Origin of the sequence: Vulgatibacter sp. (assembly GCF_041687135.1) — a bacterium.
In the GTDB taxonomy this organism is placed as follows: domain Bacteria; phylum Myxococcota; class Myxococcia; order Myxococcales; family Vulgatibacteraceae; genus JAWLCN01.
Genome location: NZ_JAWLCN010000001.1, coordinates 835,517 through 858,407, shown reverse-complemented (window position 1 = coordinate 858,407; position 22,891 = coordinate 835,517). Strand labels below are relative to the sequence as shown.

Annotated in this window: 14 protein-coding genes; 5 read left to right on the top strand and 9 right to left on the bottom strand. The window is 73.2% G+C overall.

Features of this window, described 5'->3' with window-relative positions; all coding sequences use genetic code 11:
- Positions 1-120 precede the first annotated feature (120 nt).
- A complete protein-coding gene (locus ACESMR_RS03865) occupies positions 121-1,020 on the top strand; it encodes an EamA family transporter (protein WP_373045182.1) in 900 nt (299 codons plus the stop codon).
- Here ACESMR_RS03865 and ACESMR_RS03860 read toward each other — a convergent pair.
- The 4 genes from ACESMR_RS03860 to ACESMR_RS03845 form a co-directional block, all read right to left on the bottom strand.
- Positions 979-2,142, bottom strand: coding sequence for a CaiB/BaiF CoA transferase family protein (locus ACESMR_RS03860; RefSeq protein WP_373045181.1), 1,164 nt, complete (start codon positions 2,140-2,142; stop codon positions 979-981). The two genes, ACESMR_RS03865 and ACESMR_RS03860, sit on opposite strands and share 42 nt — an antisense overlap.
- Positions 2,143-2,220: 78 nt before the next feature.
- Positions 2,221-2,556: an SCP2 sterol-binding domain-containing protein gene (locus ACESMR_RS03855; protein WP_373045180.1), complete on the bottom strand. Its 336-nt coding sequence runs from the start codon at positions 2,554-2,556 to the stop codon at positions 2,221-2,223.
- Between the two features lie 110 nt (positions 2,557-2,666).
- On the bottom strand, positions 2,667-5,600 hold the full coding sequence (locus tag ACESMR_RS03850; RefSeq protein ID WP_373045178.1) for a choice-of-anchor D domain-containing protein: 2,934 nt from the start codon (positions 5,598-5,600) through the stop codon (positions 2,667-2,669).
- Positions 5,600-8,272: a choice-of-anchor D domain-containing protein gene (locus ACESMR_RS03845; protein WP_373045176.1), complete on the bottom strand. Its 2,673-nt coding sequence runs from the start codon at positions 8,270-8,272 to the stop codon at positions 5,600-5,602. The genes ACESMR_RS03850 and ACESMR_RS03845 overlap by 1 nt, the downstream gene beginning before the upstream one ends.
- A 179-nt stretch (positions 8,273-8,451) precedes the next feature.
- On the opposite strand from ACESMR_RS03845, the gene ACESMR_RS03840 reads away from it, so the two are divergent.
- Positions 8,452-9,489: a sensor histidine kinase gene (locus ACESMR_RS03840; protein ID WP_373045174.1), complete on the top strand. Its 1,038-nt coding sequence runs from the start codon at positions 8,452-8,454 to the stop codon at positions 9,487-9,489.
- Here ACESMR_RS03840 and ACESMR_RS03835 read toward each other — a convergent pair.
- Positions 9,486-10,223, bottom strand: a complete 738-nt coding sequence (locus ACESMR_RS03835) for a tetratricopeptide repeat protein (protein WP_373045173.1) — start codon at positions 10,221-10,223, stop codon at positions 9,486-9,488. The two genes, ACESMR_RS03840 and ACESMR_RS03835, sit on opposite strands and share 4 nt — an antisense overlap.
- A gap of 88 nt (positions 10,224-10,311) precedes the next feature.
- Between ACESMR_RS03835 and ACESMR_RS03830 the strand changes: the two genes are divergently transcribed.
- Both ACESMR_RS03830 and ACESMR_RS03825 read left to right on the top strand, forming a co-directional pair.
- A complete protein-coding gene (locus tag ACESMR_RS03830; RefSeq protein ID WP_373045171.1) occupies positions 10,312-12,735 on the top strand; it encodes an endonuclease MutS2 in 2,424 nt (807 codons plus the stop codon).
- Positions 12,736-12,900: 165 nt separating this feature from the next.
- On the top strand, positions 12,901-14,991 hold the full coding sequence (locus ACESMR_RS03825) for an AsmA family protein (RefSeq protein ID WP_373045170.1): 2,091 nt from the start codon (positions 12,901-12,903) through the stop codon (positions 14,989-14,991).
- Positions 14,992-15,071: 80 nt separating this feature from the next.
- Here ACESMR_RS03825 and rnr read toward each other — a convergent pair whose 3' ends face one another.
- Positions 15,072-19,232: a ribonuclease R gene (rnr, locus tag ACESMR_RS03820; protein WP_373045168.1), complete on the bottom strand. Its 4,161-nt coding sequence runs from the start codon at positions 19,230-19,232 to the stop codon at positions 15,072-15,074.
- Positions 19,233-19,425: 193 nt separating this feature from the next.
- Here rnr and glp point away from each other — a divergent pair, with 193 nt between their 5' ends.
- Complete coding sequence (gene glp / locus ACESMR_RS03815) at positions 19,426-20,631, top strand: gephyrin-like molybdotransferase Glp (RefSeq protein ID WP_373045167.1); 1,206 nt, start codon at positions 19,426-19,428, stop codon at positions 20,629-20,631.
- Positions 20,632-20,642: 11 nt separating this feature from the next.
- Here glp and ACESMR_RS03810 read toward each other — a convergent pair whose 3' ends face one another.
- The 3 genes from ACESMR_RS03810 to lipB form a co-directional block, all read right to left on the bottom strand.
- Positions 20,643-20,993 carry a rhodanese-like domain-containing protein gene (locus tag ACESMR_RS03810; RefSeq protein WP_373045165.1) on the bottom strand — a complete coding sequence of 117 codons (351 nt, stop codon included), beginning with the start codon at positions 20,991-20,993 and terminating at the stop codon, positions 20,643-20,645.
- 92 nt (positions 20,994-21,085) lie between these two features.
- A complete protein-coding gene (locus tag ACESMR_RS03805) occupies positions 21,086-21,607 on the bottom strand; it encodes a MerR family transcriptional regulator (RefSeq protein WP_373045164.1) in 522 nt (173 codons plus the stop codon).
- 117 nt (positions 21,608-21,724) lie between these two features.
- The gene (lipB, locus tag ACESMR_RS03800) at positions 21,725-22,816 is read right to left on the bottom strand and encodes a lipoyl(octanoyl) transferase LipB (protein WP_373045162.1); all 1,092 of its coding nucleotides are present in this window, start codon (positions 22,814-22,816) and stop codon (positions 21,725-21,727) included.
- Positions 22,817-22,891 lie beyond the last annotated feature (75 nt).

Genomic DNA, 22,891 nt, shown 5'->3' with positions numbered 1-22,891 from the left:
CCGGAGGTTGCGACGGAGCGTAGCAGGCGGGCGGGGGCGCCCGCACGAAGAGCCGGCGGAGCTCGCGCCGGGGCGGCGCGTGGTATAGGCCTCGGTCGCGGGGCGGGTCGGAGTCTGCGGTTGGTTCGGTACGTACTTCTGGTGACGCTCGGCGCCTGCAGCTACGGCGTCCTCTCCACCATCGTCAAGCGCGCCTACGACGAGGGCTTCGGCGTCGAGCAGGTGGTCGGCTCGCAGATGCTCTTCGGCTTCGGGATCGTGGCGCTCCTCGCCGCGATCTTCGCCAGGGGGCGCGGTGGCGCGAGGCCCGGGCAGTGGCTGCCCCTCCTCGCCGTGGGCGTGCCCATCGGGCTCACCGGGGTGCTCTACTACTCCGCGCTGCTATACGTGAGCGCCTCCCTCGCGGTGGTGCTCCTCTTCCAGTTCACGTGGATGGGCGTGCTCCTCGAGGCGGTGGTGGACCGGAAGCCCCCTGCCCCGCTGCGCATCGCCGCGGTGGGCCTCCTCCTCGCGGGGACCGCCCTGGCGAGCGGCCTGCTCGAGGAGACGGGCGGGACGGCGAGCCTGCGGGGGATCTTCCTCGGCCTCGCCTCCGCCGTCTCCTACACGGCGTTCATCTACGGCAGCGGCAGGGTGGAGGCCCAGGTGCAGCCCTGGCTGCGCAGCCTGGTGATGGTGGGCGGCTCGGTGCTCCTCGCCTTCGTCGTCTTCCCGCCCCGCTTCCTCGTCGACGGCTCGCTGCCCGCAGGCCTCTGGAAGCACGGCCTGCTCCTCGCCCTCTTCGGCCCGGTGCTCCCCACCGTCTGCTTCAACCTCGGCGTGCCGCGGATCGGCCCGGGGCTCGCCTCGATCCTCGGCGCCGCGGAGCTGCCCATCGCGGTGCTGCTCTCCACCGCGATCCTCGGGGAGCGGGTGGGCCCGCTGCAGTGGGTGGGGATCGCCGTGCTGCTGGTGGGGATCGTGCTCCCGGAGCTGCGCCTACCGCAGCAGCGCCAGCACCGCGTCGACGGTAGCGGCTGAGACGCCGGCTGCCTCGAGCTCGGCGCGGGTGTCGGCGCCGAGGAACGGGGCGGGCTGGAGCGGCGGCTCGCCGATCCGCACCGGCGTGCGCAGCGAACGCAACGAGCCACCGGGCAGGCGCGGATCGGGCAGGTCGAAGAAGAGCCCCCGGGCCCGGTGGTGGGGATCGGCCTCGACCTCGTCCCCCTCCCACACCGGCTCGAGGCAGCAGTCGGTGGCGCGGGCGAGCGCGAGCCACTCTTCGAAGGGGCGGGAGGCGAAGAGCGCCTCCACCGCGCCACGGGCCTCGCGGTCGTAGCCGCGCACGCCGAGGTCCTCGCGCTCCACCGCCGCGCAGAAGGCGAGCCAGAACTTCGGCTCGAGGGCGCCCAGGGCCATCTGCCGATCGTCTTTGGTGCGGTAGAGGCCGTAGCAGGGGTAGCCGCCGTTCAGGGGACCGGTGCCCCGCTGCAGCGGACCGCCGCCGCCCCAGGTGGTGGCGAGGTGGAGGTGGAGGAGCGCGAGGGCGCCGTCGGTCATCGCCACGTCGAGGTGGCGGCCGCGCCCGGTGCGATCCCGCTCCCGCAGCGCCGCGAGGATCGCCACCGCAGCGGAGAGGGAGCCGCCCGCCACGTCGGCGATCTGCACGCCGGGCCAGCTCTCGCTCCTGCCGTGGGGCTCGCCGGCGAAGCCGAGGATCCCCGCGCGTGCGGCGTAACCGATGTCGTGGCCCGCCCGGTCGCGGTCGGGGCCGCTCTGCCCGAAGCCGGAGATGGAGCAGAGGATGAGCCGGGAGTTGCGCTCGACGAGGGTGTCGAACGAGAGGCCGAGGCGGTCGAGGACGCCGGGGCGGAAGCTCTCCACCAGCACGTCGGCCCCTGCTGCGAGATCGAGGAGCGCCTCGCGCCCTGCTGGCGTGCGGAGATCGAGGGCGACGCTCTTCTTGTTGCGGTTGAGGGCGTGGAAGAGCGCGCTCCCCTCCTCGCCGAGCTGCGGCGGCATCTGCCGCACGTAGTCGCCGCCCTGCGGGTCCTCGATCTTCACCACCGCCGCGCCGAGGTCGGCGAGCAGCAGCGTGCAATAGGGGCCGGGAAGGAGCCGCGACAGGTCGAGGATCCGCAGGCCTTCGAGGGGCAGCGTCATCGCGTCGCCTCCGTGCGCACGAAAACGGCCCGCCCGGCGTCATGCGCAGGCGGGCCGTCGCGGGAAGTCCCGGAAGCGTCAGCCGAGCAGCTTGCCCAGCTTCATCGCCAGGCCCATGTCCATCGGCTTGAACTTCAGCTTGCCGCTCATCGCCGCCATGTTGGCGTTGAGCTGCTTGGTGGCGATCTTGACGAAGTCCTGGTCGGAGCAGGTGATCACCATCTTCGGCTCGCCGTGGGCGCCGTGCTCCACCTTCCGGTTGCCGCCGGTGGTGTCGAGGGTCCAGGTGCCGCCCCCGTCGCCGGTGATGTTGAAGTGCACCACCGCGTCGATGTCGGAGGCGAGGTTGTTGTTGGTCTCGAGCCGCTGCGGGATCTGCTGCTCGAGGATCTCCTTCACCGTCGGATCGGCCATGGATGCGCTCCTTGATTCGTCAATCAACCGGTAGACCGGGAAGGAAAGCATCCACCCCCGAGGTGGTCAAGGGATCCGCCCCCGGAGAGCAAGAGCGGTCCCCGGCGCCGTCAGAAGCACTCCAGCTGGTAGCGGACCTCGAGGAGGTCGCCGGGCGAAGGCGCTGCCACCGGCTCGATCCGGATCCGGCGCGGGTCGGGGAGCGTCCACTGGACCGTGCCCATGCCGTCGGTGGGCTCGAGAACCGTCCCCTGGTGCAGGAGCTCCAGATCGACGATCCCGTCGGCGTCGACGTCGCTCGGCGGATCGCGGAGGTGGAGGAAGGCGGGGAGCTCGAAGGCCACCGCCCCGAGGCCGGCGAAGTCGGTCTGCCAGCTGGTGGAGCAGATCGACATCCAGCCGCCCTCGCCGCCGAGCATCGCGCTGTAGTGGTTCTCGGGCTCCGCGCTTCCGCAGCCGGTGGCGCCACCGGTGATGGCGTGGAAGGTGACCCGCTCGTAGCCCGCGAATGCTGCCGCGTTCGCATAGAAGTTGGAGGTTTCGGGCGACTGGTCCTCCACGTCGCTCACGAAGACCACCGCGAGCTGCGCGCCGGGCCGTGGCGCGAGATGGGGCAGCGCGCGGTAGAGCGATTCGAGGCCGAGGGCCCTGGCGCCGGCGCTCCCCTGGTGCACGTACTCGGAGAAGCGGGTGGCGAAATCGCTCATCGAGTCGTCGAGCCACGTGGGAGCGGCGCCGCTCCCGCGGTGGAGCTGGCCCGACCCGTCGGCACGGGTGACGGCCATGCGCCAGTCGATCGCGCCGAGGTTCGGCGCGAGGAAGTGGGCGAGCTGGTCGGCGATCGCATCCTGGACGCCCGCCATGCCCACCCCGGTGTCGATCACCCAGAGGATGTCGAGTTCCCTGCCCGCGAAGGTGAAATGCTCGGCGACCGCGCCATCGTTCGCCGTGCTCTGCACCTGGAGCGTGCGCGAGACCGCCGCCTGTCCGTTGCGGAGCCAGATCCCCGCACCAGCGGTGCCGTCGAGGCCGAGGGGTGCGTGGTGCTGCAGCTGCACCTCGAGCGAGGCCCCTGGCGCCAGCTGCATCGGCAGGGTCGCGCCAGCCGTCGCGGTGAAGAGCGCGGGGGCGCCGGCGATCTCGATCGCCTCCACCGGCACGGCGTGGAGGCAGCCGTTGGTGGCGCGGATCGTCTCCACCTCCGAGCTGCAGCCGAGGCGGGCAGCGCCCATGTCGAAGGGCTGCACCGACCACTCGACGCAGCTCGTCTCGGCGACGCCGTAGAGCCAGAGGGTGCGGCTGCTCCTCGCGGGATCGGAGACGCGGAAGGCGAATTGCGCCTCCCTGCCGCCGAGGAGCTGCGGCGCGAAGGTGGCACGGGCGAGGGCCGACTTGCCGGGGTCGATCATCCGCGGCAGCTCGAGCGTGTAGATGCCGAGGTCGTCGAAGGGTTGCTGCACCAGGACGCAAGGGTCGGTGCCCGTGTTCTCGAGGAGCACGTCGGCCTCGACCGGCGTGCCGACGCGGGCGCTGCCGAAATCGATCACCGAGGAGGGCTCGGTCCGCAGCGTGCACCCGGGCGTGGCGATCGCGTCGCCGGCGACGGGGATCTCGAGCCGGGGCGCGATCGCGTCGTTGCTGGCCACGGTGACGTGGCCAGTGAACGCGCCGGGCTCGAGGGGCGATGAGGTCACGTGCAGCGTGAAGGATTCGCTGCCTGCATAACCCGTGGGGCTGGCGCCGCCGACGATCGTCGCGGCGAGGGTGGGACCGCTGGTGGTGACCGACTCGACGTAGAGCACGTCCTCGGACGCCCCGGCGGCGGCGGCGTTGGTGCAGGTGAGCTCGCTGCTGCCCGGGAGGCCGAGGGCGTGGATCCCGAGCTCGAGCGGCGAGGGCGTGCAGACGATCCGGGGCCCGCCGGCGGGGCCGTTGAGACAGAGCTGCTGCTCGACGCCGTCGGCGTCCAGCACCAGCACGGCCTCGTGGTCCTGCCTGGTGGTGGGAGCGAAGTGGATGGGCAGGACCGCCTCGCTCTCCGGCGTCCCCCCGACACCGAGGGTGATCTCCTCGGGCACGGAGAAGACCGGGCTCCCCTGGACCTCGGCACGGACGGTGAGCGGTTCGGTGGCGAGGTTGCGCAGCCGGATCCCTGCCTCGGTCGAGGCGCCGAGCGGCGTCCTCGTGAACGCCACGCAGCCCTCGTCCACCACGAGCAGCGCCGACTCCCGCGTGTTGGCGGTGAGCGGAATCGCCCGGAGGACCGCCCCGCCCGCCTCGCGGAGGACGATTTCGCCCGCCTGCGGTCCGAAGGCCACCGGCGTGAAGGTCATCTCGAGATCGAAGAGCTCGTTCGCCTCGACCTCGCGGGTCTCGGCGCCCGTGAGGGCGAAGCCGCCGCCCGTCACCGCGGCCTCCAGCACCAGGGGAAGGCCGCTGTCGTTGGCGCAGCGGAGCGTCCGGCTGCGGGTGTCGGGGCCGATGGCGAAGCCGAAGTCGAGGGCTTCGGGGCAGTCGAGGGACGGGGCCGCCCCCCTGCCCTTCAACTCCAGCGCCCAGTTGGTGCGGTGTGAGGCGACGGTGACGATCGTCTCGTCCCGCCCGGCTGCAGCGGGTTCGTAGGTGAGCTCGAGCACGCCCTCCTGCCCGGGCTCCACCACGATCGAGGTCACGGCTGCGGAGAAGGGGCCCTCCAGCCCGGCGAGCGTCGCCTCCAGGGCCACCGGCGCGTCGTTCCGGAAGGCCAGCTGCAGCCTGGCCTCCGCACCGACCCGCACCGCCCCGAAATCGAGGAGGAGATCGGTCTCCTCGCCCGGGGTCGCGATCGGCACCAGGGCGGTCGAGGCAGGCAGGCAGCGCCCGGTGCCGGTGTCGCAGAGCCCCGAGTCGCACGCGGTGTGGGCGGCGCAGCCTGCCGCCGGCTCCTCGGCCGCAGGGTCGGAGCAGGCGGTGAGCAGGCCGAGGAGGAGAAGGGCCGCCAGACGCGTGGGGACGAAGTCGGTGCGGTAGATGCGCATGGCTCCGGTGGAGATCGTTGCAGGCATCAGCGGCAATCCTCGGCGTAGCGGACCTCGACCTGCTGGCCCGCTGCGAGCGGCACGCGGAAGCGCACGCTGCCCAGGGCCGAGTTGAAATCCCAGACCACGTCGCCGGCGAGGTTCCGGCTCGGCACCGGCTCCCCGTCCACGAGCACGACCAGATCGGGCGAGGTGCCGCGGTCGTCGATCACGCCGTCGGCATTCTTGTCCTCGGGGAGCGCCTCGAGGAGGAAGGCCGTGGGCCAGGAGGCGGCAGCGGCGCCGAGTTGCTGCGCCATGGGCACGTCGGCGGCGCAGGCGTCGACCACGGCGCCGTCGGTCACCGCCACCAGCCCCTCGAGGCGGGTGCCTGCAGGATCGAACCCGCCACACGAGGTGCCGGGCGCGAGCACGTGGACCGAGAGGAGCTCGGGGTGGTCCACGCCCTTCACGCCGGCGAGGAAGTTGTAGGTGGCGGCGATCCCGGTGCCGCTCTCGTCGTCCGCCGCCATCACGAAGATCACCGCGAGGTGGGCGTCGGCCCGGAGGAAGCCCAGGTTGCCGTCGAGGGGCTCGGGGGTGGCGACCACGTCCAGCACGTCGATCACGCCGGGCGAGAGCGCCCGCACCGCAGCGTCGAAGGCCCTCGCGGTGCTCTGGCAGGTGCCGGCCTGCAGGTAGGAATCGAAGAGGGCGTCGTAGCCGGTCACCCGCGGGGTGAGGATCCGATCCGAGCTGCGGTTTACCGGGAAGAGTCGGCCCCCTTCCGCGCCGTTCACGGTGCCGCTGCAGCCCGGCCCGCCGGTGCCGAAGCCGGCGGTGGTGATGCCGAGCTGCCAGTCGACGCCGTCGGCCTGCGCACGGGAGAGGAAGGCCTGCACGTGGGAGACGAGGGCCTGCTGCACGGTGGCGGCGTCGGCGGTGTTGTCGACGACGAAGAGCACGTCGAGCTTGCGCGCGCCCGCGGTGAAGTTGTCGGTGCGCTCGAAGTCGGGGTCGCCGGCGCCGCGCATCGGCAGGAAGAGCTCCCCCTCCTGCCCCACGTCGAGGACGAGGCCGCCGTTCTCCGCGCCGTGGATCCGGTTGGCGTAGCCCAGCTCGAAGTTTCGGGTCCCTGCAGCTGCCAGGGTGGCGGGGAGGACCACGGCGGGATCGAACGAGAAGCCGGCGCCCGGGCTCTGCGGTTCCGACGCGTGGAGTGGATCCACGCCGAGGATCCGCACCGGCCAGGTGCAGGTGTTCTGGATCGCGACCGACCGGCTGGCGCTGCAGCCCTGCCGCACCATCCCGAAGTCGACGACCGCCGGCTCGAACTGCAGGCAGGTATCGCCGGCGACCGCGGCGATGGGCAGGGAGCGCTGCTCCTGCGCGGGATCGGAGACCCGCATCTCCACCGCGGCGGCGAACTCACCCTCTGCCGTCGGCGAGAAGGTGACGGGGAAGCGCACCCGCCTGCCCGCGTCGAGGTCGAAGTTGGCGGGCACGTCCTCCGGCATCGAGAAGGCGCCGCTCCCGTCCACCAGCTGGAGGCCGCGGACGGCGCAGGCGTGGGGGGCGTCGTTGATCAGCTCGAGGTCGAGGGCGACGATCTGGCCCGGCGCCACGCGCGGAAAGCGGAGCGCGGTCGGCGAAAGTGCCATCGCGCAGGGGGCCAGCTGCCTGCCGAATCCCACCACCGGCACCTCCGCGCTCCCCCCGGGCGGCGTCGACTCGATCGCCACCGTGCCGCTGCGGCTCCCCTCCGCCGACGGAGCGAAGGCCACCTCGACCGGGAAGGAGGCGCCGGCGTCCACGGCGCCCGCAGGGCCGGTGGCGACGAACGCCGGATCGTCGGAGGTGGTGGCGATCGAAGCCGCCGCGCGATCGCCCGTGTTGGTGCAATGGATGGTGAGGCGCTCGGGCTGCATCCCGATGGCCTGGAAGCCGAAGTCGAAGGGGCCGGCGTCGCAGGAGAAGCGCGGGCCCGCGTAGGCCGTGCCGGCGATCTCCACCACAGCCAGCTCCCTGCCGGTGGTGTCCTCGAGGCGCAGCGTGCCGGTGCTGCTCCCTGCGGCGTCCGGCGTCCAGGCCAGCTCCAGATCGACCGTCTTCGTCGGCTCCACCGCCGCCTGCTCGGGCGTCACGGCGAAGGGCGCGTCGACCGCGGCCCGCAGGCCGAAGGGCACCGCGCGCACGTTGGTGCAGGTGACGGTCGTCGTCGCCTCGACACCGACGTCCGCATCGAAGCTGATCCGCTCGGGACAGTCTAGGGCCCCCGGCTCCGAGCGCCCGGTCAGGCGCACCGAGAAGCTCCGATCGCCGTCGTCGATCGCCACCGTCGCCTCGTGCCGGGCGGCGATGCCGGGCGCGTAGGTGAACTCGAGGGCGCCGGTTCCGCCGGACGGGAGCATCGTCGGCCCGCCGGAGAGGCCGAAGGGCGAGGCGATCTCGCCGACGTGGATCAGGCGGTTGGTCGCTCCGACGTTCTCCAGCGGAAAGGTGGCGACGGCGCGCTCGCCGGTGGCCACGTCGCCGAAGAAGAGGACGTAGTCCGCGGCGCCCGAGGGGTCGGGGATCGCAGCGCCCCCGGCAACGATGCCCGGCTCGCCCCCCTGCCCTCCGCCACCGCCGCAGGTTCCCTCACAGGTATTGGCGCTGCCACATCCTGACGCTGCCAGGGCGACGGCAACGACGAGGGCACATACGAGGGTCCTGCGCATGGGCGTTTCCTCCGGTTCGTGGGGGTGTGGGCCCCATTGTCACCGGAAGCCCGCCCGGATCACCAGCAAACGGGCAAGTCCTGCCCTGCCCGCCGGGCCGGGCCCAGCCGGGGGTTCTCTCCCGGCCCGCCGGGAATCACCCTTGGGGTAAGGGGTGCGCAAAGCCGACGGAGGGCGGTTTGGCCGAACGCGAACGGGAAGAACGGGGCGAGGACGAGACCCGGGAGCTGGTGCGGGCGGCGCTCGAAGCCGCTGGCATCGCTGCCGTGCTCTCCGACCAGGCCGGCGAGCTGCTCGGCGTGACGCCGGCGGCGCAGGCCCTGCTCGGCGACGCGGCCCTCGCCCGCAACGAGGACGATCTGCTCGCGCGCATCGCCGCCAGGGCGGCGGAGCCGAAGAGCCTCGCCGACCTGCGGGAACAGGCGGAGGCGGGCGGCGCGCGGATCGCAATCATGGAGGACGGCGCCCTGCGCCTGGAGCGGCGGGAGATCCCCGAGGGGCTGCACCTCTGGCTCGTCGCCCACGAGGAGGACGGCGAAGGGGTGCGCAGGCGGCAGGAGATCCTCGGGATCGCCAGCCACGACATGCGCTCGCCGCTGGCGAACATCCGCTCCTACGCCGGGATGATCCTGGGCGGCAAGGGACCGCCCCTCGATCCGCGGATCAAGCGGGCGGCGCAGGTGATCGCCAAGAACGCCGACCGCGGCCTGCGGCTGGTGGACGACATCATCGACCTCCGCCGCGCCGACGAGAAGCAGCTCACCCTGGAGCGGACCAACGTGCCGCTCGAGGAGGTGCTCCGCCTCGCCTTCGAGGAGGTGCGCACCGCCGCCACGGACAAGGGCGTGCGGCTCGCCTGGTCGGCGCAGGACGGCCTGCCGATCCTCTCGGTGGACGAGGACAAGATGCGGCGCGCGGTGCGGGCGCTCCTCGAGGCAGCGGTGCGGCGCACGCCCACCGACGCCGAGGTCCGCCTGATCGCGGAGGCCCGGAGCTCCGAGATCTTCATCGCGGTGGAGGACGACGGCGACAGGCCCAGCGTGCAGGAGGCGGCGCTGGCCTTCGACCGGGACCACCAGACGATCACCACCCGCAAGCTCACCGCGGGCATCTCGGTGGCGCTGGCGCAGGAGGTGGTCCGCGCCCACGGCGGCAGGGTCGGCTGCGTGCCCCGCGGCAACGTCGGCGCGATGTTCTACCTCGTGCTGCCGCGTTAACGCTTCGAGGGCAGGAGCGGCCGCAGGTTGCGCTGCTGCTGCTGCGGGCGGGCGCGGAGCCTGTCGGCCTGCGCGTGGAGCGCCGCGGCCTCCCGCTTCTCGCCCCGCCGCTCGAGGAAGCGGGCGAGCCTGCGCACCGGCGCCTCCCTGCCGGGCAGGAGGCGGATCGCAGCGTCGAGGTGGGTGCGCGCGTCCTCGTGGCGCCCCACCTGCTCGAGGGCGTCGGCGAGCTGGGCCCGCAGGTGCGGCTCGTCGGGGCGCGCCCGCACCACCCGCTCCCAATCCGTCGCGGCTTCGCCGAAGCGCCCGAGCCGGAAGAGCACGGCGGCGCGCCGCTGCTTCAGATCGTGGTCGTAGGGCATGCGCTCGATCGCCGCGCCCCAGGATTCGGCGGCGGCGGCATCGTCCCCCTGCAGCTCGGCGAGCTCGGCGAGGAGGCGGTGGACCCGGGGCACGTCCGAATCGGCGCCAGCCGCTTCGAGGAGCGCGGCCCGCTCCTCCGCGAGCCGCTCCCGCCGCTGCACGGCGAGCTCCGCCAGCTCGAGCCGGGGCAGGAGCCAGCCGCGGGAGGCTGCCGCTGCCTCCTCGAAGGCAGCCCGGGCAGCGGCGGCGTCGCCAGCCTCGAGGGAGGCCTGGCCCCGGGCGAAGGCGTCGCGGCCCGGAGCCTGCGCGAGCGCGGTGGAGGGGAGGAGCGTTGCGGCGAGGATCGAGACGACGGTGCGACGAAGGTTCACGTCTCGTTGGGTAGCATTGCTCGGGACTCTTGGACAAGGCACCGGCTGTTCTGTACAGAGGCCGAACCCACGGAGGCTTACCGAGTCCATGGCCCACGCGATCGTTCCTGCCAGCACCTTGCGCGACCTCGGCTGGTCGCAGATCACCGAGGCCCTCGCCGCCCGCACCTCCACCGTGCGGGGACACGAGCGGGCCCTCACCCTGCCCTTCCTCGATCGCAAGGACGAGATCGAGCTCTCGCTCTCGCGCATCGACGAGGCGCGGGAGCTCCTGCGCAAGGAGCTCTCCCTTCCGGTCTCCGGCGCAGCGGACGTCCGCGACGCCCTCTCGTACGCGCAGAAGAGCGCGATCCTCGAGGCGACGCAGCTGGTGGCGGTGGCGCGGCTCATCCGCGCCGCGGCGCGGGTCCGCTCCTTCCTCCACGCGCACCGCGCCGAGGCGCCGCTCCTGGCGGCGATGGGACACGAGCTCCCCGAGGCGACGCCGCTCGCCTCGCGGATCGAGACCGCCTTCGAGCAGTCGGGCCGCCTCAAGGACAGCGCGTCGGGGATGCTCGCCTCGCTGCGTGACAAGGCGCGTTCGCTCCACCACCAGATCAAGGGCCGCCTCGAAGAGATCATGGGCGAGCGCGAGTTCAAGGAGTGGATGCGCGACGAATACGTCTCGATCCGCAACGACCGCTACGTGGTGCCGATCAACGCCTCGTACCAGTCGAAGGTGCCGGGCATCGTCCACAACGCCTCCAACTCGGGGCAGACGCTCTTCATCGAACCCCAGCAGATCGTCGGCCTCGGCAACGAGCTCTCCATCGCCGAGTCGATGGCAGCGGAGGAGGAGCGCCGCGTGCTGCAGGAGCTCTCCGCCGACGTGGGCGATCGCGCCGGCGAATTGTTCCAGGCCCTCGAGATCCTCGGGCAACTCGATCTGGTCGAGGCGCAGGCGAAGCTCGCCTACGATCTCGAGGCGAACCGCCCCCTGCTCGGCGAGGGGCGCGCGTCCTTCTCGTTCAAGGCGGCCCGCCACCCGCTGCTCGTGCTCCAGGGCAAGCGCGTCGTCGCCAACGACGTCTCCCTCTCCCCCGGGCAGAAGGCCCTCGTCATCTCCGGCCCCAACGCCGGCGGCAAGACGGTGACCCTGACCACGGTGGGGCTCTGCGCCCTGCTGGTCCGCGCCGGCATGCCCGTCCCCGCCGAGGCGGGGAGCACGGTGCCGCTCTACTCGTCGATCCACTCGGCGATCGGCGACGACCAGGATCTGGCGAAGGATCTCTCCACCTTCTCCGCGCACCTCACCACCCTGCGCGGGATCCTCGAGAGCGCCCGGGAAGGGAGCCTCGTCCTCGTCGACGAGATCGCGGCGGATACCGATCCCCGCGAGGGCGCCGCGCTCGCAGGCGCGGTGCTCCACGAGCTGGTGGGCAAACTGGCGCAGGTCCTCGTCACCACCCACCTCGAGGAGCTCAAGGCGATCGGGCTCGCCGACGAGCGCTTCGCCAACGCGCGCGTGGGTCTCGATCCGAAGACCCTGGCGCCCACCTTCCGCCTCGAGCTCGGCGCTGCAGGTGTCTCCAGCGCGCTGGAGATCGCGGCGCGGGTGGGGCTGCCCGCCCAGGTCCTCGAGCGGGCCAAGCACAACCTCCACGGCGGCAGCGCCCTCTCCACCGCCCTCGAGAAGCTCGAGGCGGAGCGCCGGGCAGCGGAGCTGGAGCGCCGCTCGGCGGCGCAGGTGCGCAGCGACCTCGAGCAGGCGAAGGCCGCTGCTGCAGCGGCCCGCGTCGAGGCCGAGGTCGCCCGCCGCGAGGCGGAGGCCCGGGTCCGCGAGGAGCTGCGCGAGGAGGTGGAGAAGGCACGCCGGGAGGTCGGCGAGCTGATCGCGAAGCTCACCGCCCAGAAGAACGTCGGCGACGCGGTCCGCGGCCAGAAGAAGCTCCAGGAGTGGGCCGAGGAGCTGCAGCGCGAGAGCGCGAAGGCGAAGGCCCGGGGCCAGGCGGTGCGAGAGGTGGGCGGCGGCCCGGTGCCGCGGGAGATCCGCCCGGGCACCCGCGTGAACGTCGCCTCCCTCGGCCGCGAGGCGGAGGTGGTGGAGCTCTACAAGGACGAGGCGCTGGTGGCGATGGGCCTCCTGAAGACCCGCGTGAAGCGGGACGAGCTCACCCCGCTGCCGGGGAAGGTCGCCGTGCCCGGCGGCAACCGGAAGAGCTTCCGCGGGGGAGCGAAGCCCACGGTGCAGGCGGGCGAGGCGGTGGCCGCTGCGGCGATCACCGCGCCGGAGGCGCGCTGCGACGTGCGTGGCCTCCGGGCCGAGGACGCCGTGCGCGAGATCGAGCTCTTCCTCGACCGGGCCTACAGCGAGGGGCCCGGCCAGCTCCTCATCGTCCACGGGCACGGCACCGGCGCGCTCAAGAAGTCGATCCGCGAGGCGCTCGAAGCCTCGCCCTACGTGGCGACCTTCCGCGGCGGCGATCGCCACGAGGGTGGCGACGGTGTGACCGTGGTCGATTTGCGGGCGTAGGCAGGCGCCCTTCTGCGCGAGCGCGAAGCGGGCGGGCCGGCGATGGCCCGCCCGCTTTTTCTTCGCCTCGTGTTCCCGCAGGGCAGGCGAGGAGGCAGGCCCACCGCCACGCAGAAGGGTTGCCCGGGCTCGTTCCCCTTCCGACCTTGTGGGGAAGGAGGATCCATGGCCGACACGACGACGCAGGCTCCACGCAAAGGCAGCGGCGTGCTCCGGGCGCTGCTCATCGCCCTCGCAGCGGTGGCGGCGCTCCTCGTCGTCGGCGTGGTGGCGCTGGTGGTGCTGGTCGACTCGGAGGCGGTGGCGTCCCGGGTCCGCGACCGGGTGCTCCCACAGGTGAGCGAGCGGATCGGCAGGGACGTGACGGTGGGGCCGATCGACGTCTCCATCCTGCCGATCCCGACGGTGCGGCTCGACGAGCTGCGGGTCGAGGGCGTGGGCGAGCAGCCCCTCGTCGCAGCGGAGAGCGCCCGCGCCCGCCTCGACGTGTGGACCCTGATCACCTCCCTCGGCAAGGAGATCCGCCTCGAGAGCATCGAGCTGCGGGGGGCGGAGACCAACCTGGTGAAGCTCGCCGACGGCACCTGGGGCTTCCAGGAGATCCTCGACCGCCTCGAGCAGCAGCGCGCGCTGGAGGAACCGAAGCAGGGCGCCGGGCGGCAGGTGGTCATCGACCGGATCCGGATCGAGGACGGCACCGTGCGCGTGATCGATCGCAGCGCCCCCGGCGGCACCGCGGTGGCGGAGCTGCAGGGGATCGAGGCGACCGCGAAGAACGTGGGGCCCGGCGAGCCGATGGCGCTCGATCTGCGCGCGGCGCTGCAGTCGGAGACCCCCAACCTGCGGGCGCAGCTCCAGGTCGATCCGCTCCCCGCCGACTTCGGCGCGCTCGGTCCCGGCACCTGGCCGGTGGTCACCGGTTCCTTGAGCGTGCGCGACGCGCCCCTGGGCGCGCTGCGGAACCTGCTGCCCGCCGGCCTCGACCAGGTCACCACCGGCGGCCTCGTGCAGCTGCAGGGCAACGTCGCCACCGAGGGCGAGAAATACGTGGCCACCGGCACCGGCGAGCTGCGGGAGCTGCAGCTGCGCGGCGAGCCGGCGCAGGGCGGCTTCGGCTTCACCGCCACGGTGGATCCGCAGACGAAGGCGCTGCAGCTCGGCCTGCGCGACATCGAGGTGAAGGGGCCGGGGATCGACCTCGGCGGCACCGCCTCGCTGCGCACCGGCCCGACCCGCTTCGAGTTCGCGCTGGCAGGCCCCCTCCTCGATCTCGACACGCTGATGGGCGTGCTCCCCGAGAAGCCGGAGACGGAGAAGCAGCCGCCCGAGCAGGGGCCGATCGTGCCCGACTCGGTGCGCAGCGGCCTCGCGCAGGCGCAGGGGAGCGGCACCCTGCAGATCGATCGGCTGGTGAGCGGCAAGCTCACCGCCACCGACGTGCAGGCGGAGGCGACGCTGCAGGGTGGCGAGCTGAAGCTCGAGCAGGCGCAGGCGAAGTTCTACGGCGGCACGGTGAAGGCGGACGGCACCTCGGCCAACCTCGTGGCGGTGGTGCCGACCTGGGAGCTCGACGCCGAGATGGCCGGCGTGCAGCTGCAGCAGGCGATGGAGGCGATCTCCGGCTCGGCGCCGCTGGCGGGCACCCTCGACAGCGACGTGAACCTGGTGGGCGCCGGCGTCGACTGGGAGGCGCTGCGTGATGCGCTCACCGGCGCTGCGGCGCTCGGGATGAAGGACGGCAGGCTCGCCACCATCGACCTCGAGCAGGCGGTCTCGAGCTCGCTCGTGCAGGGCTTGCGGGATCTGGGGCAGCGCGTGGGCCAGGTCCCGGTCGACGACGTGGTCGGCACCACCCTCCGCGATCTCCACACCCGGGTGAAGGTCGACGACGGCTGGATGGTGCTGCAGCAGCCGATCACCGTGAACACGGGCTTCGGCAAGGTGCAGCTCGACGGCAGGATCGGCCTCGACTGGGCCCTCGACCTCGACGGCACCGCCCAGCTCTCGCCGGACTTCGTGGCGCAGCTCACCGGCGGCTCGCTCCGGCCCTCGGCGCCGGTGGCGGTGCCGCTGCAGCTCGGCGGCACCCTGCGGGATCCGGCGGTGGCCGGCCTCGACGGCGAGGCGGTGGCGAGGTCGCTGCTGCCCACCGGCCAGGTGGAGCGGCGGGTGGAGAAGGAGGTCGAGCGGGGCAAGGAGAAGGCCCGCCGCGAGGCGCAGAAGCAGGTGGAGGACGCGCTGCGCGGCAGGTTCTGATCGAGCGAGCGGCGGTAATCGCGAGCCGGAAAAGCGAGAGCCGATCCCCGGGTGGGGATCGGCTCTCTCGCGTTCAACCGTCAGCGCCGCCTGCGGGCCTGCCGCTCCTTGCGGCCGGGACGCTGCTTGCGCCCCTTGCCCTTGCGCTTGCCGCCCTCGGGCGACTCCCCGCCTGGCGTTGGCGGGCCGCCGGTGCGGGGGCCCCAGGCAGCCTGCCTATCCCCTGCGGCGAAGCGGCTGCCCCGCCGCTCCGGTGGTGGCTGCGCCGGCGCCGGGCCGCGCCCGTGCTGGCCCTTGCGCCGCTCCCGGAGCCGGTCGATCGCCTCGGTGAGGGAGCGGGTCTCCCCCGCCTCCTCGCCACCGGGCGCAGCTGCGGGCGGAGGCCCGCCACGGAAGCCGCCGCCGTCCGGCGCACGGCCGCGGCCGGGGCCGCGATCGTCCCGGCGCCCGCCGCCGAACCGGCCGGGGCCGCGATCCTCGCGGCGCCCGCCGCCGGGCCTGCCGGGGCCACGCTCGCGCTCCGCCGGCGCGCCGCCGGCGCGGCGCTGATCCCGCGCACCGCGTTCCTCGCGGGGCGCGCCGCCTGCACGCTGGGGCCTGCCCGAGGCGCGCGGACGGATCTGCAGCACCTCCTCGCCGTTCTGATCGGTCACGAGCACGAAGCCGATCTGGCGCTTCACCAGATCGACGCCCGCGATCTCGACCTGCACCTTCTCCCCCACGCCGAAGGAGAAGCCGCTGCCAAAGACGAGGCGGTGCTGGCGGTGGTCGAGCTCCCACTGCGTGCCCAGCTCCTCCGCGCGCACCAGCCCGTCGACGGGGAAATCCGCGAGCTCGGCGAAGAAGCCGAAGTCGGTGATCGAGACGATCGTCGCGTCGAAGATCTCCCCGACCTTGTCCTGCACGAAGAGGCATTTGAAGAAGGCGTCGATCTCGCGCTCGGCCTCCATCGCCGCGCGCTCGCGGGTCGAGGACTGCGCCGCGAGCTCGTCGAGGCGCGCCTCCATCGCGTCGAGTTCGTCGCCGTGCGGCACCTTGCCGGCCCGGGCCCAATGTTCCTTGAGCAGGCGGTGGACGATGAGATCGGGGTAGCGGCGGATCGGCGAGGTGAAGTGGAGGTAGTGCTCCGCGCCGAGGCCGAAGTGGCCGATGTTCTCGGGGGTGTAGACCGCCTGCATCATCGAGCGGAGCAGCAGCGTGTTGAGCGCCTTCTGCTGCGGGGATCCCTCGATCCGCCGGAGCCACTCGCCGAGACGCACCGGGGTGATCCCGGCCTCGAGGCTGAAGTCGTAGCCGACCGCCTGCGCCAGGTTGACGAAATTCTCCAGCTTCGTCGGGTCCGGCTCGCCGTGGACGCGGTAGACGGTGGGCAGGCCCCGGTGGCCGAAGTAGCGCGCCACCGCTTCGTTCGCGGCGAGCATGAACTCCTCGACGAGGCGGTGGGCGTCGTTCCGATCGCGCCGCGCGATCTCCACGACGTTCATCTCCCCGTCGAGGATCGGCTTCGCCTCGGGCAGATCGAAGTCGAGGGAGCCGCGCTCGATGCGGCGCTCCCGCAGCTTGCGGGCGAGCTCGCCGGCGAGGAGCAGATCGTCGTGGACGTTGGCGAGATCGGGCACGATCTCGCCCTGGAGGATCCGCGCCACCTGTTCGTAGGTGCAGCGGGCGTGGGACCACATCACGCCCTCGTAGACCTCGGCCTCGAGGGGCCGGCCCGAGGAGTCGAAGGTGATGTCGGCGACCATGCAGAGGCGGTCGACCCGCGGGTTGAGCGAGCAGATCCCGTTGGAGAGCCGCTCCGGGAGCATGGGCAGCACGTGGTTGGGGAAGTAGACCGAGGTGGCGCGGTTGAGCGCCTCCTCGTCGAGCCTGCTTCCCTCGCGGACGTAGTGGGCCACGTCGGCGATCGCCACCACCAGCCGGAAGCCGCCGGCGCGGCGCTCGACGTAGACCGCGTCGTCGAAGTCGCGGGCATCCTCGCCGTCGATGGTGACGAGGCGCAGGCCGGAGAGGTCGCGCCTGCCGACCCGATCCTCCTCGGTGACGTGTTCGGGGATGAGCTCGGACTCGTCGCGCACGTCGGCGGGGAAGTCCTCGGCGAAGCCGTGGGAGTAGGCGACCTCGAGGACCTCGACGATCGGATCGCCGGGCCTGCCGATCACCTTCTCCACGTCGCCGAGGAGGCCGAACCCCTCCTGCTCCGGGTATTGGGTGATGCCGACCTTCACCACCTGTCCCTCGGCGAGATCGGGGGCGGCGCGCACCGAGACGAAGCGCGGCAGCGTGGGATCGGCGGGGGTCACATAGGTGGTGCGGCCGCGGCGGTAGAACGTGCCGACGAGGTGGCGGCGCCTGCGCTCGAGCACGTCGAGGAGCTGGCCTGCATCGCGGCCGAATTTGCCGCGGACGATGCGCACCCGGAGGCGGTCGCCGTCCATGACGCCGCGGAGCTCGTCGGGCGGCAGGAAGATGTCGTCGCCGGGGGGGCCCTCCTGGCGCTTGAGGAAGCCGTAGCCCTCGGGGCGGACGGTGATGGTGCCGATCACCTCGGCGCCGCGGTCGCTGACCCGCTCCGGCGGGGCGGGCATCGCCGCCTCGCGGGCCGCCTTGCGGGCGGCGCGCTCCGCTGCCTGCCGCTGCTGCCGCTCGACGCGGCGCTGCTCCTTCTCGGCGAGGCGGCGCTCGTGCTCGAGCCGCCAGGCCTCGTCGGGCTCCACCGGCGGGAGCACCTCGCTCAGGGGCGCTGCGGTGTCGGCGGCGTCGCCGAGGAGCTCCGCCACCGCGAGCGGGTCGGCGACCATGTGGCGGCCCTTGCCCTCCACCGGTCCCTCGACGATCGGCGTGGGCGGGCGGTGCGGCAGCTCGGCGGCGGGGGAAGGTTCGGGTGCGGGCCCCGGGGCGGCGACGGGTGCGACGGCCGCGGGTTTGCCGCGGCGGCGGGCGGCCTTGCGCTCCGGCACCACCTCCTGCTCGGCGCCGGCGCGGCGGCGGGCGGTCTTGCGCTCGGCGCTGGCCTGCTGCTCCGCCTCCGCCTTGCGGCGGCGCTCGGCCTTGCGCTCGGCTGCGGCCTCCTGCTCCGCCTCGACCTTGCGTCGGCGCTCGGCCTTGCGCTCGGCTGCGGCCTGCTGCTCCGCCTCCACCTTGCGGCGGCCGGCGGCGCGGCGCTCCTCCCTGGCGGCTTCGGTCTCGCCGGCACGGCGGGTCCGCCGGTCCGCGCGGGTCTTCGCACGTGCGGCCGGGGGCGCTGCAGCCTCCGGGGCCGGCGCCGCTTCGATCGCCGCCGGGGGCGCCGCGGGGGCGGGCTTCGCTGCTGCGGCCTTGCGGGCCGGCGCCTTCTTCTCGGCGGCGGGCTTTGCGGCCTCGGCCTTGCGGGCCGGCGCCTTCTCCGCGGCGGGCTTTGCTGCCGCGGCCTTGCGCGACGGTGCCTTCTTCTCCGGGGCGGGCTTCGCAGCCTCGGCCTTGCGGGCCGGCGCCTTCTTCTCCGCGGCGGGCTTCGCAGCCTCGGCCTTGCGGGCCGGCGCCTTCTTCTCCGCGGCGGCCTTCGCAGCCTCGGCCTTGCGCGCCGGCGCCTTCTTCTCCGCGGCGGGCTTCGCAGCAGCGGCCTTGCGGGCCGGCGCCTTCTTCTCGGCGGCGGGCTTCGCAGCCTCGGCCTTGCGCGCCGGCGCCTTCTTCTCGGCGGCGGGCTTCGCAGCCTCGGCCTTGCGCGCCGGCGCCTTCTTCTCGGCGGCGGCCTTCGCAGCCTCGGCCTTGCGCGCCGGCGCCTTCTTCTCGGCGGCGGCCTTCGCAGCCTCGGCCTTGCGCGCCGGCGCCTTCTTCTCCGCGGCGGGCTTCGCAGCAGCGGCCTTGCGCGCCGGCGCCTTCTTCTCGGCGGCGGGCTTCGCAGCCTCGGCCTTGCGGGCCGGCGCCTTCTTCTCGGCGGCGGGCTTCGCAGCAGCGGCCTTGCGCGCCGGCGGCTTCTTCTCCGCGGCGGGCTTCGCAGCAGCGGCCTTGCGCGCCGGCGCCTTCTTCTCCGCGGCGGGCTTCGCAGCAGCGGCCTTGCGCGCCGGCGCCTTCTTCTCCGCGGCGGGCTTCGCAGCACCGCTCGCCGTGCGCGGCGGCTGCTTCTTTGCGGCAGCGTCCGCACCGGCGCTCGCGGCCTTCGCCGCCCCCCGCGCCGTCGTCCGCACAGGCTTCTTCCCGCCCTTGGTGGCGTCGCCCTTCGTTGCGGTCCGGCGCGTGGTCTTCTTCTCGTCTTTCGGCATGCAGCCCACTCCTTGGGGTCGACGCGGCACAGGGTAGACACGCCTGCGTTCGACCGTGCGCTCCCTTGATGTGCACATCTCCCGCCCCACGGGAAGTGCGTCGTGAGGCGGTGTGCTGCGGCGGAAGCGGAAACCTCGGGTCGCGCCGGCCGCCGTGGCGCCCTATCCTCCGCCGCTGCGGAAGGAGACGCCGATGATTTCCTGGGAAGAGGCGGTCGAAAGGATCGGAGAGGAACTGCAGCCGCTCGGCACCGAGCGGGTCGCGCTTCTCGACGCGATCGGCAGGGCATTGGGCGAAACCGTCACCCTCCCCTGCGATCTTCCGGCCTGGGACAACAGCGCCATGGACGGCTACGCCCTGCGCGCCGCCGACGCAGGCCCCGCTCCCTCCACCCTCCCCGTCGCCGGCGAACGCTGGGCCGGCTCGGCGCCCGGCGCGCCGATCGCCCCCGGCACCGCGGTGCGGATCTTCACCGGCGCCCCGCTGCCCCCCGGCGCGGACGCGATCGTCAAGCAGGAGGAGACCACCCGCGAAGGCGATCGGGTCACGCTGCACGTGGAGCCGAGGCGCGGCGACTTCGTCCGCCCCGCAGGCGAGGACGGCGCCGCAGGCACGGTGGCCCTCGCCCCGGGCCACGAGCTGCTCCCGCCGGAGATCGGCAGGCTCGCGGCCCTCGGCCGCAGCCACGTCGCCGTGCACCTGCGCCCCCGCGTCGGCATCCTCGCCAGCGGCGACGAGCTCCTCGCGCCGGACGAGCCGATGCGCGAGGGCGGGATCCGCGAGAGCAACGCCTTCGCCCTCGCAGCCGCCGCGATCGAAGCGGGGGCCCTGCCGGTGATCCTCGGCATCGCCCGCGACCGCGCAGGCGAAGCGGAGCGGCTCCTCGCCGCTGCGGCCATCTCCTGCGACGCAGTCGTCACCTGCGGCGGCGCGTCGGTGGGCGAGCGCGATCTGCTCAAGGACGCCTTGCGGGGGATCGGCGCGGAGGAACGCTTCTGGCGGGTGGCGATCAAACCGGGAAAGCCCTTCGGCTTCTACCGGCTCCCGGGCGGCAAGCCGGTCTTCCTCCTGCCCGGAAAACCGGCCTCCGCCTCGGTGACCTTCGAGATCTTCGTACGCCCCGGCCTGCGCCGCCTCGCGGGGTTGCAGGGCCACGGCAGGCCGGAGGTGGAGCTGCCCCTGGCTGCGCCCGCCCGCAAATCCGCAGACCTTGCACTGTGGGTGAGAGGCAACCTGCAGGGCGGGCGATTCGTCGCTTCGCCCCACCAATCGAGCGGCCTCACGCGCTCCCTGGTCGGGCAGCGGGCGCTCGCCACGCTGCCGGTGGGCCCCGCCTCTCTCGAGGCGGGACACCCGGTGCTGGTGCGCCTTCTCGGCGGGGCCCCAGCACGCTCCTGACACGGTCGGCGCTAAACCCGCGCGGGCTCGGTCTTCCCGCCGGCGCGGGCGTAGGCGTCGAAGCCGCCCTCGATCAGGTAGACGTCGGTGTAGCCGTCCGCGAGGAGCGCGAGCGCCATCGACTCGGCGACGTCGACGTCCGCCACCAGCACCAGCGTCTGCCCCTTCGGGATCTCGTTCTTCCGCCGGTTCAGGTCCTCGGGCGCAATCCGGATCGCGCCGGCGACCGTCTGCCCGCTGTTCCGGTAGGTGCCGTCCGACCGGGCATCCACGATCGAGAAGCGTTCGTTGTGCGCGAGGCGCCGACGAAACTCGTCGGGGTGGAACACCGTATAGGCGAGGCCTCCCTGCTCAACCTGCATGCGATCCCTCCTGGCAGCAGTCCGCACCGGCAACAGCCGGTGCCCAGGGCAAAGCTGCGCACCGTTCGGGCGTGTCGCATGCGTGGTCGGGACTACGAGCGCTCGCCGCCTTCGCCCTGGCTGTCGCCGACCACGACCTTGATGATCCGGGGCGTCTCCTCCCGGGCCATCACGTCGCAGCGAGAGCAGGCGTGGACCTCGAGCGGCGTGGCGCAGGCGCGGCAACCGCCGAGCACCTGGAGCGCCGCGGCGAACTCCGCCCCGAGCCGCTGCAGGGCAGCCAGCCTGCGCTGCGTCCGCTCGAGCTGCACGGAGAGGGCGCTGCCGAAACGCTCGACGAGCTGCGGGGCGTCGTGGCAGCCCTCGCGCATCCGGAGCAGCCCCTTGATCTCCTCCAGCGAGAGGTCGAGCTCGCGCAGATCGGTGATCAGGGCCAGCTTCTCGAGATCGCGCTCGGTGTAGAGGCGCCTGCCGCCCTTGCCCACTGCGGACGGCTTGAGCATCCCCGCCTCCTCGTAGAAGCGGACGGTGCGCAAGGTGGTCCCGGTGCGCCGGGCGAGATCGCCCGTGCTCAGCGTGGCGCCGGTGGCCTGCGTGGAGCTCGAATCAGCCAAGAAGCAATCTCCGGTCGGACCGTGGAGGCCCTTCGATCAGAACTAAGGGCCGCCCTGCCGGGTGTCAAACCCGCTACCCCGCCCCGCCCCCTGCCGGGCGGGCATTCCCCCGCCGGATCAGCGCCGCAGCACGGGAAGCGCCGCGGTCCGCTCCACCGCCTTGCGCAGGCCGGCGAAGGGCAGCCGGGCCAGGGCCGCGGAGAGCGGCAACCATTCGGCGGCAGCGTGCTCGCCCGGGTCGAGGCGGACCTCGGTGCCCGGCGGCACCACCGCGCCGAAGGCGTGCTCGCGGATGAAGAGGGGCTCGTCGCCGAAGCCGAAGGCGTGGACGTAGCGCAGGTCGTGGAGCGGAGCGTTGCGCCCCGTCTCCTCGGTCAGCTCCCGGGCTGCAGCCTCGGCAGGCGTCTCGCCCGCCTCGATCCGCCCGGTGACGATCTGCTCGAAGCCGCCGCGGGCCTCGGTGCGGCGGAGCACCAGCACCTCGGGCTCCCCCGCTGCGGGCCGGAGCAGCGCCACCGCGATCGTCTCGAGATCGAAGCCCCGCTCCTCCAGCGGCCAGCCGAGGACCTCGGCCATCCGGGCCGCTGCCACCTTCGCCACCTCGTCGGGGTCGACGAGCCTGCCCTGCAGCCGGGAGAGCGAGGTGACGCCGCGCTCGGTGATCCCGCAGGGGACGATCATGTCGAAGTGGGTGAGGTCGGGGATCACGTTGAGGGCGAAGCCGTGGGTGGTGATCCAGCGCTTGATGTGCACGCCGATCGCCGCGACCTTCGCCGCCGCCGGGTCGCTCTCCTCGCCGACCCACACCCCGGTCCACTTCGGGATCCGCCCCGCCTCCACGCCGTAGTGCGCGAGGGTGCGGATGATCGTCTCCTCGATGTCGCGGACGTAGCGGCGCACGTCCTGCCGGTCCGGCTTGAGATCGAGGATGGGGTAGCCGACCAGCTGCCCGGGGCCGTGGTAGGTGACGTCGCCGCCCCGGTCGGTCTCGTGGAGATCGACGCCGCGGGCTTTGAGCTCCTCGTCGGTGAGGAGCACGTTGTGGGGCTTGGCCCCGCGCCCCTTGGTGATCACCGGGGGATGCTCGAGGAGCAGGAGCGTGTCGGGAGCGCGGCCCTCGTCGCGGGCCTTCGCCAGCTTCTGCATCAGCTGCAGGCCGTCTTCGTACTCGACGCGCCCGAGATGGCGCACCACCAGCTTCCGATCCATCGCCGCCTCCAGACCCACCAAAGACGAAGAGCGGCACCGCGTCGCGGCGCCGCCCCCCGGAACATCAACCGCGCG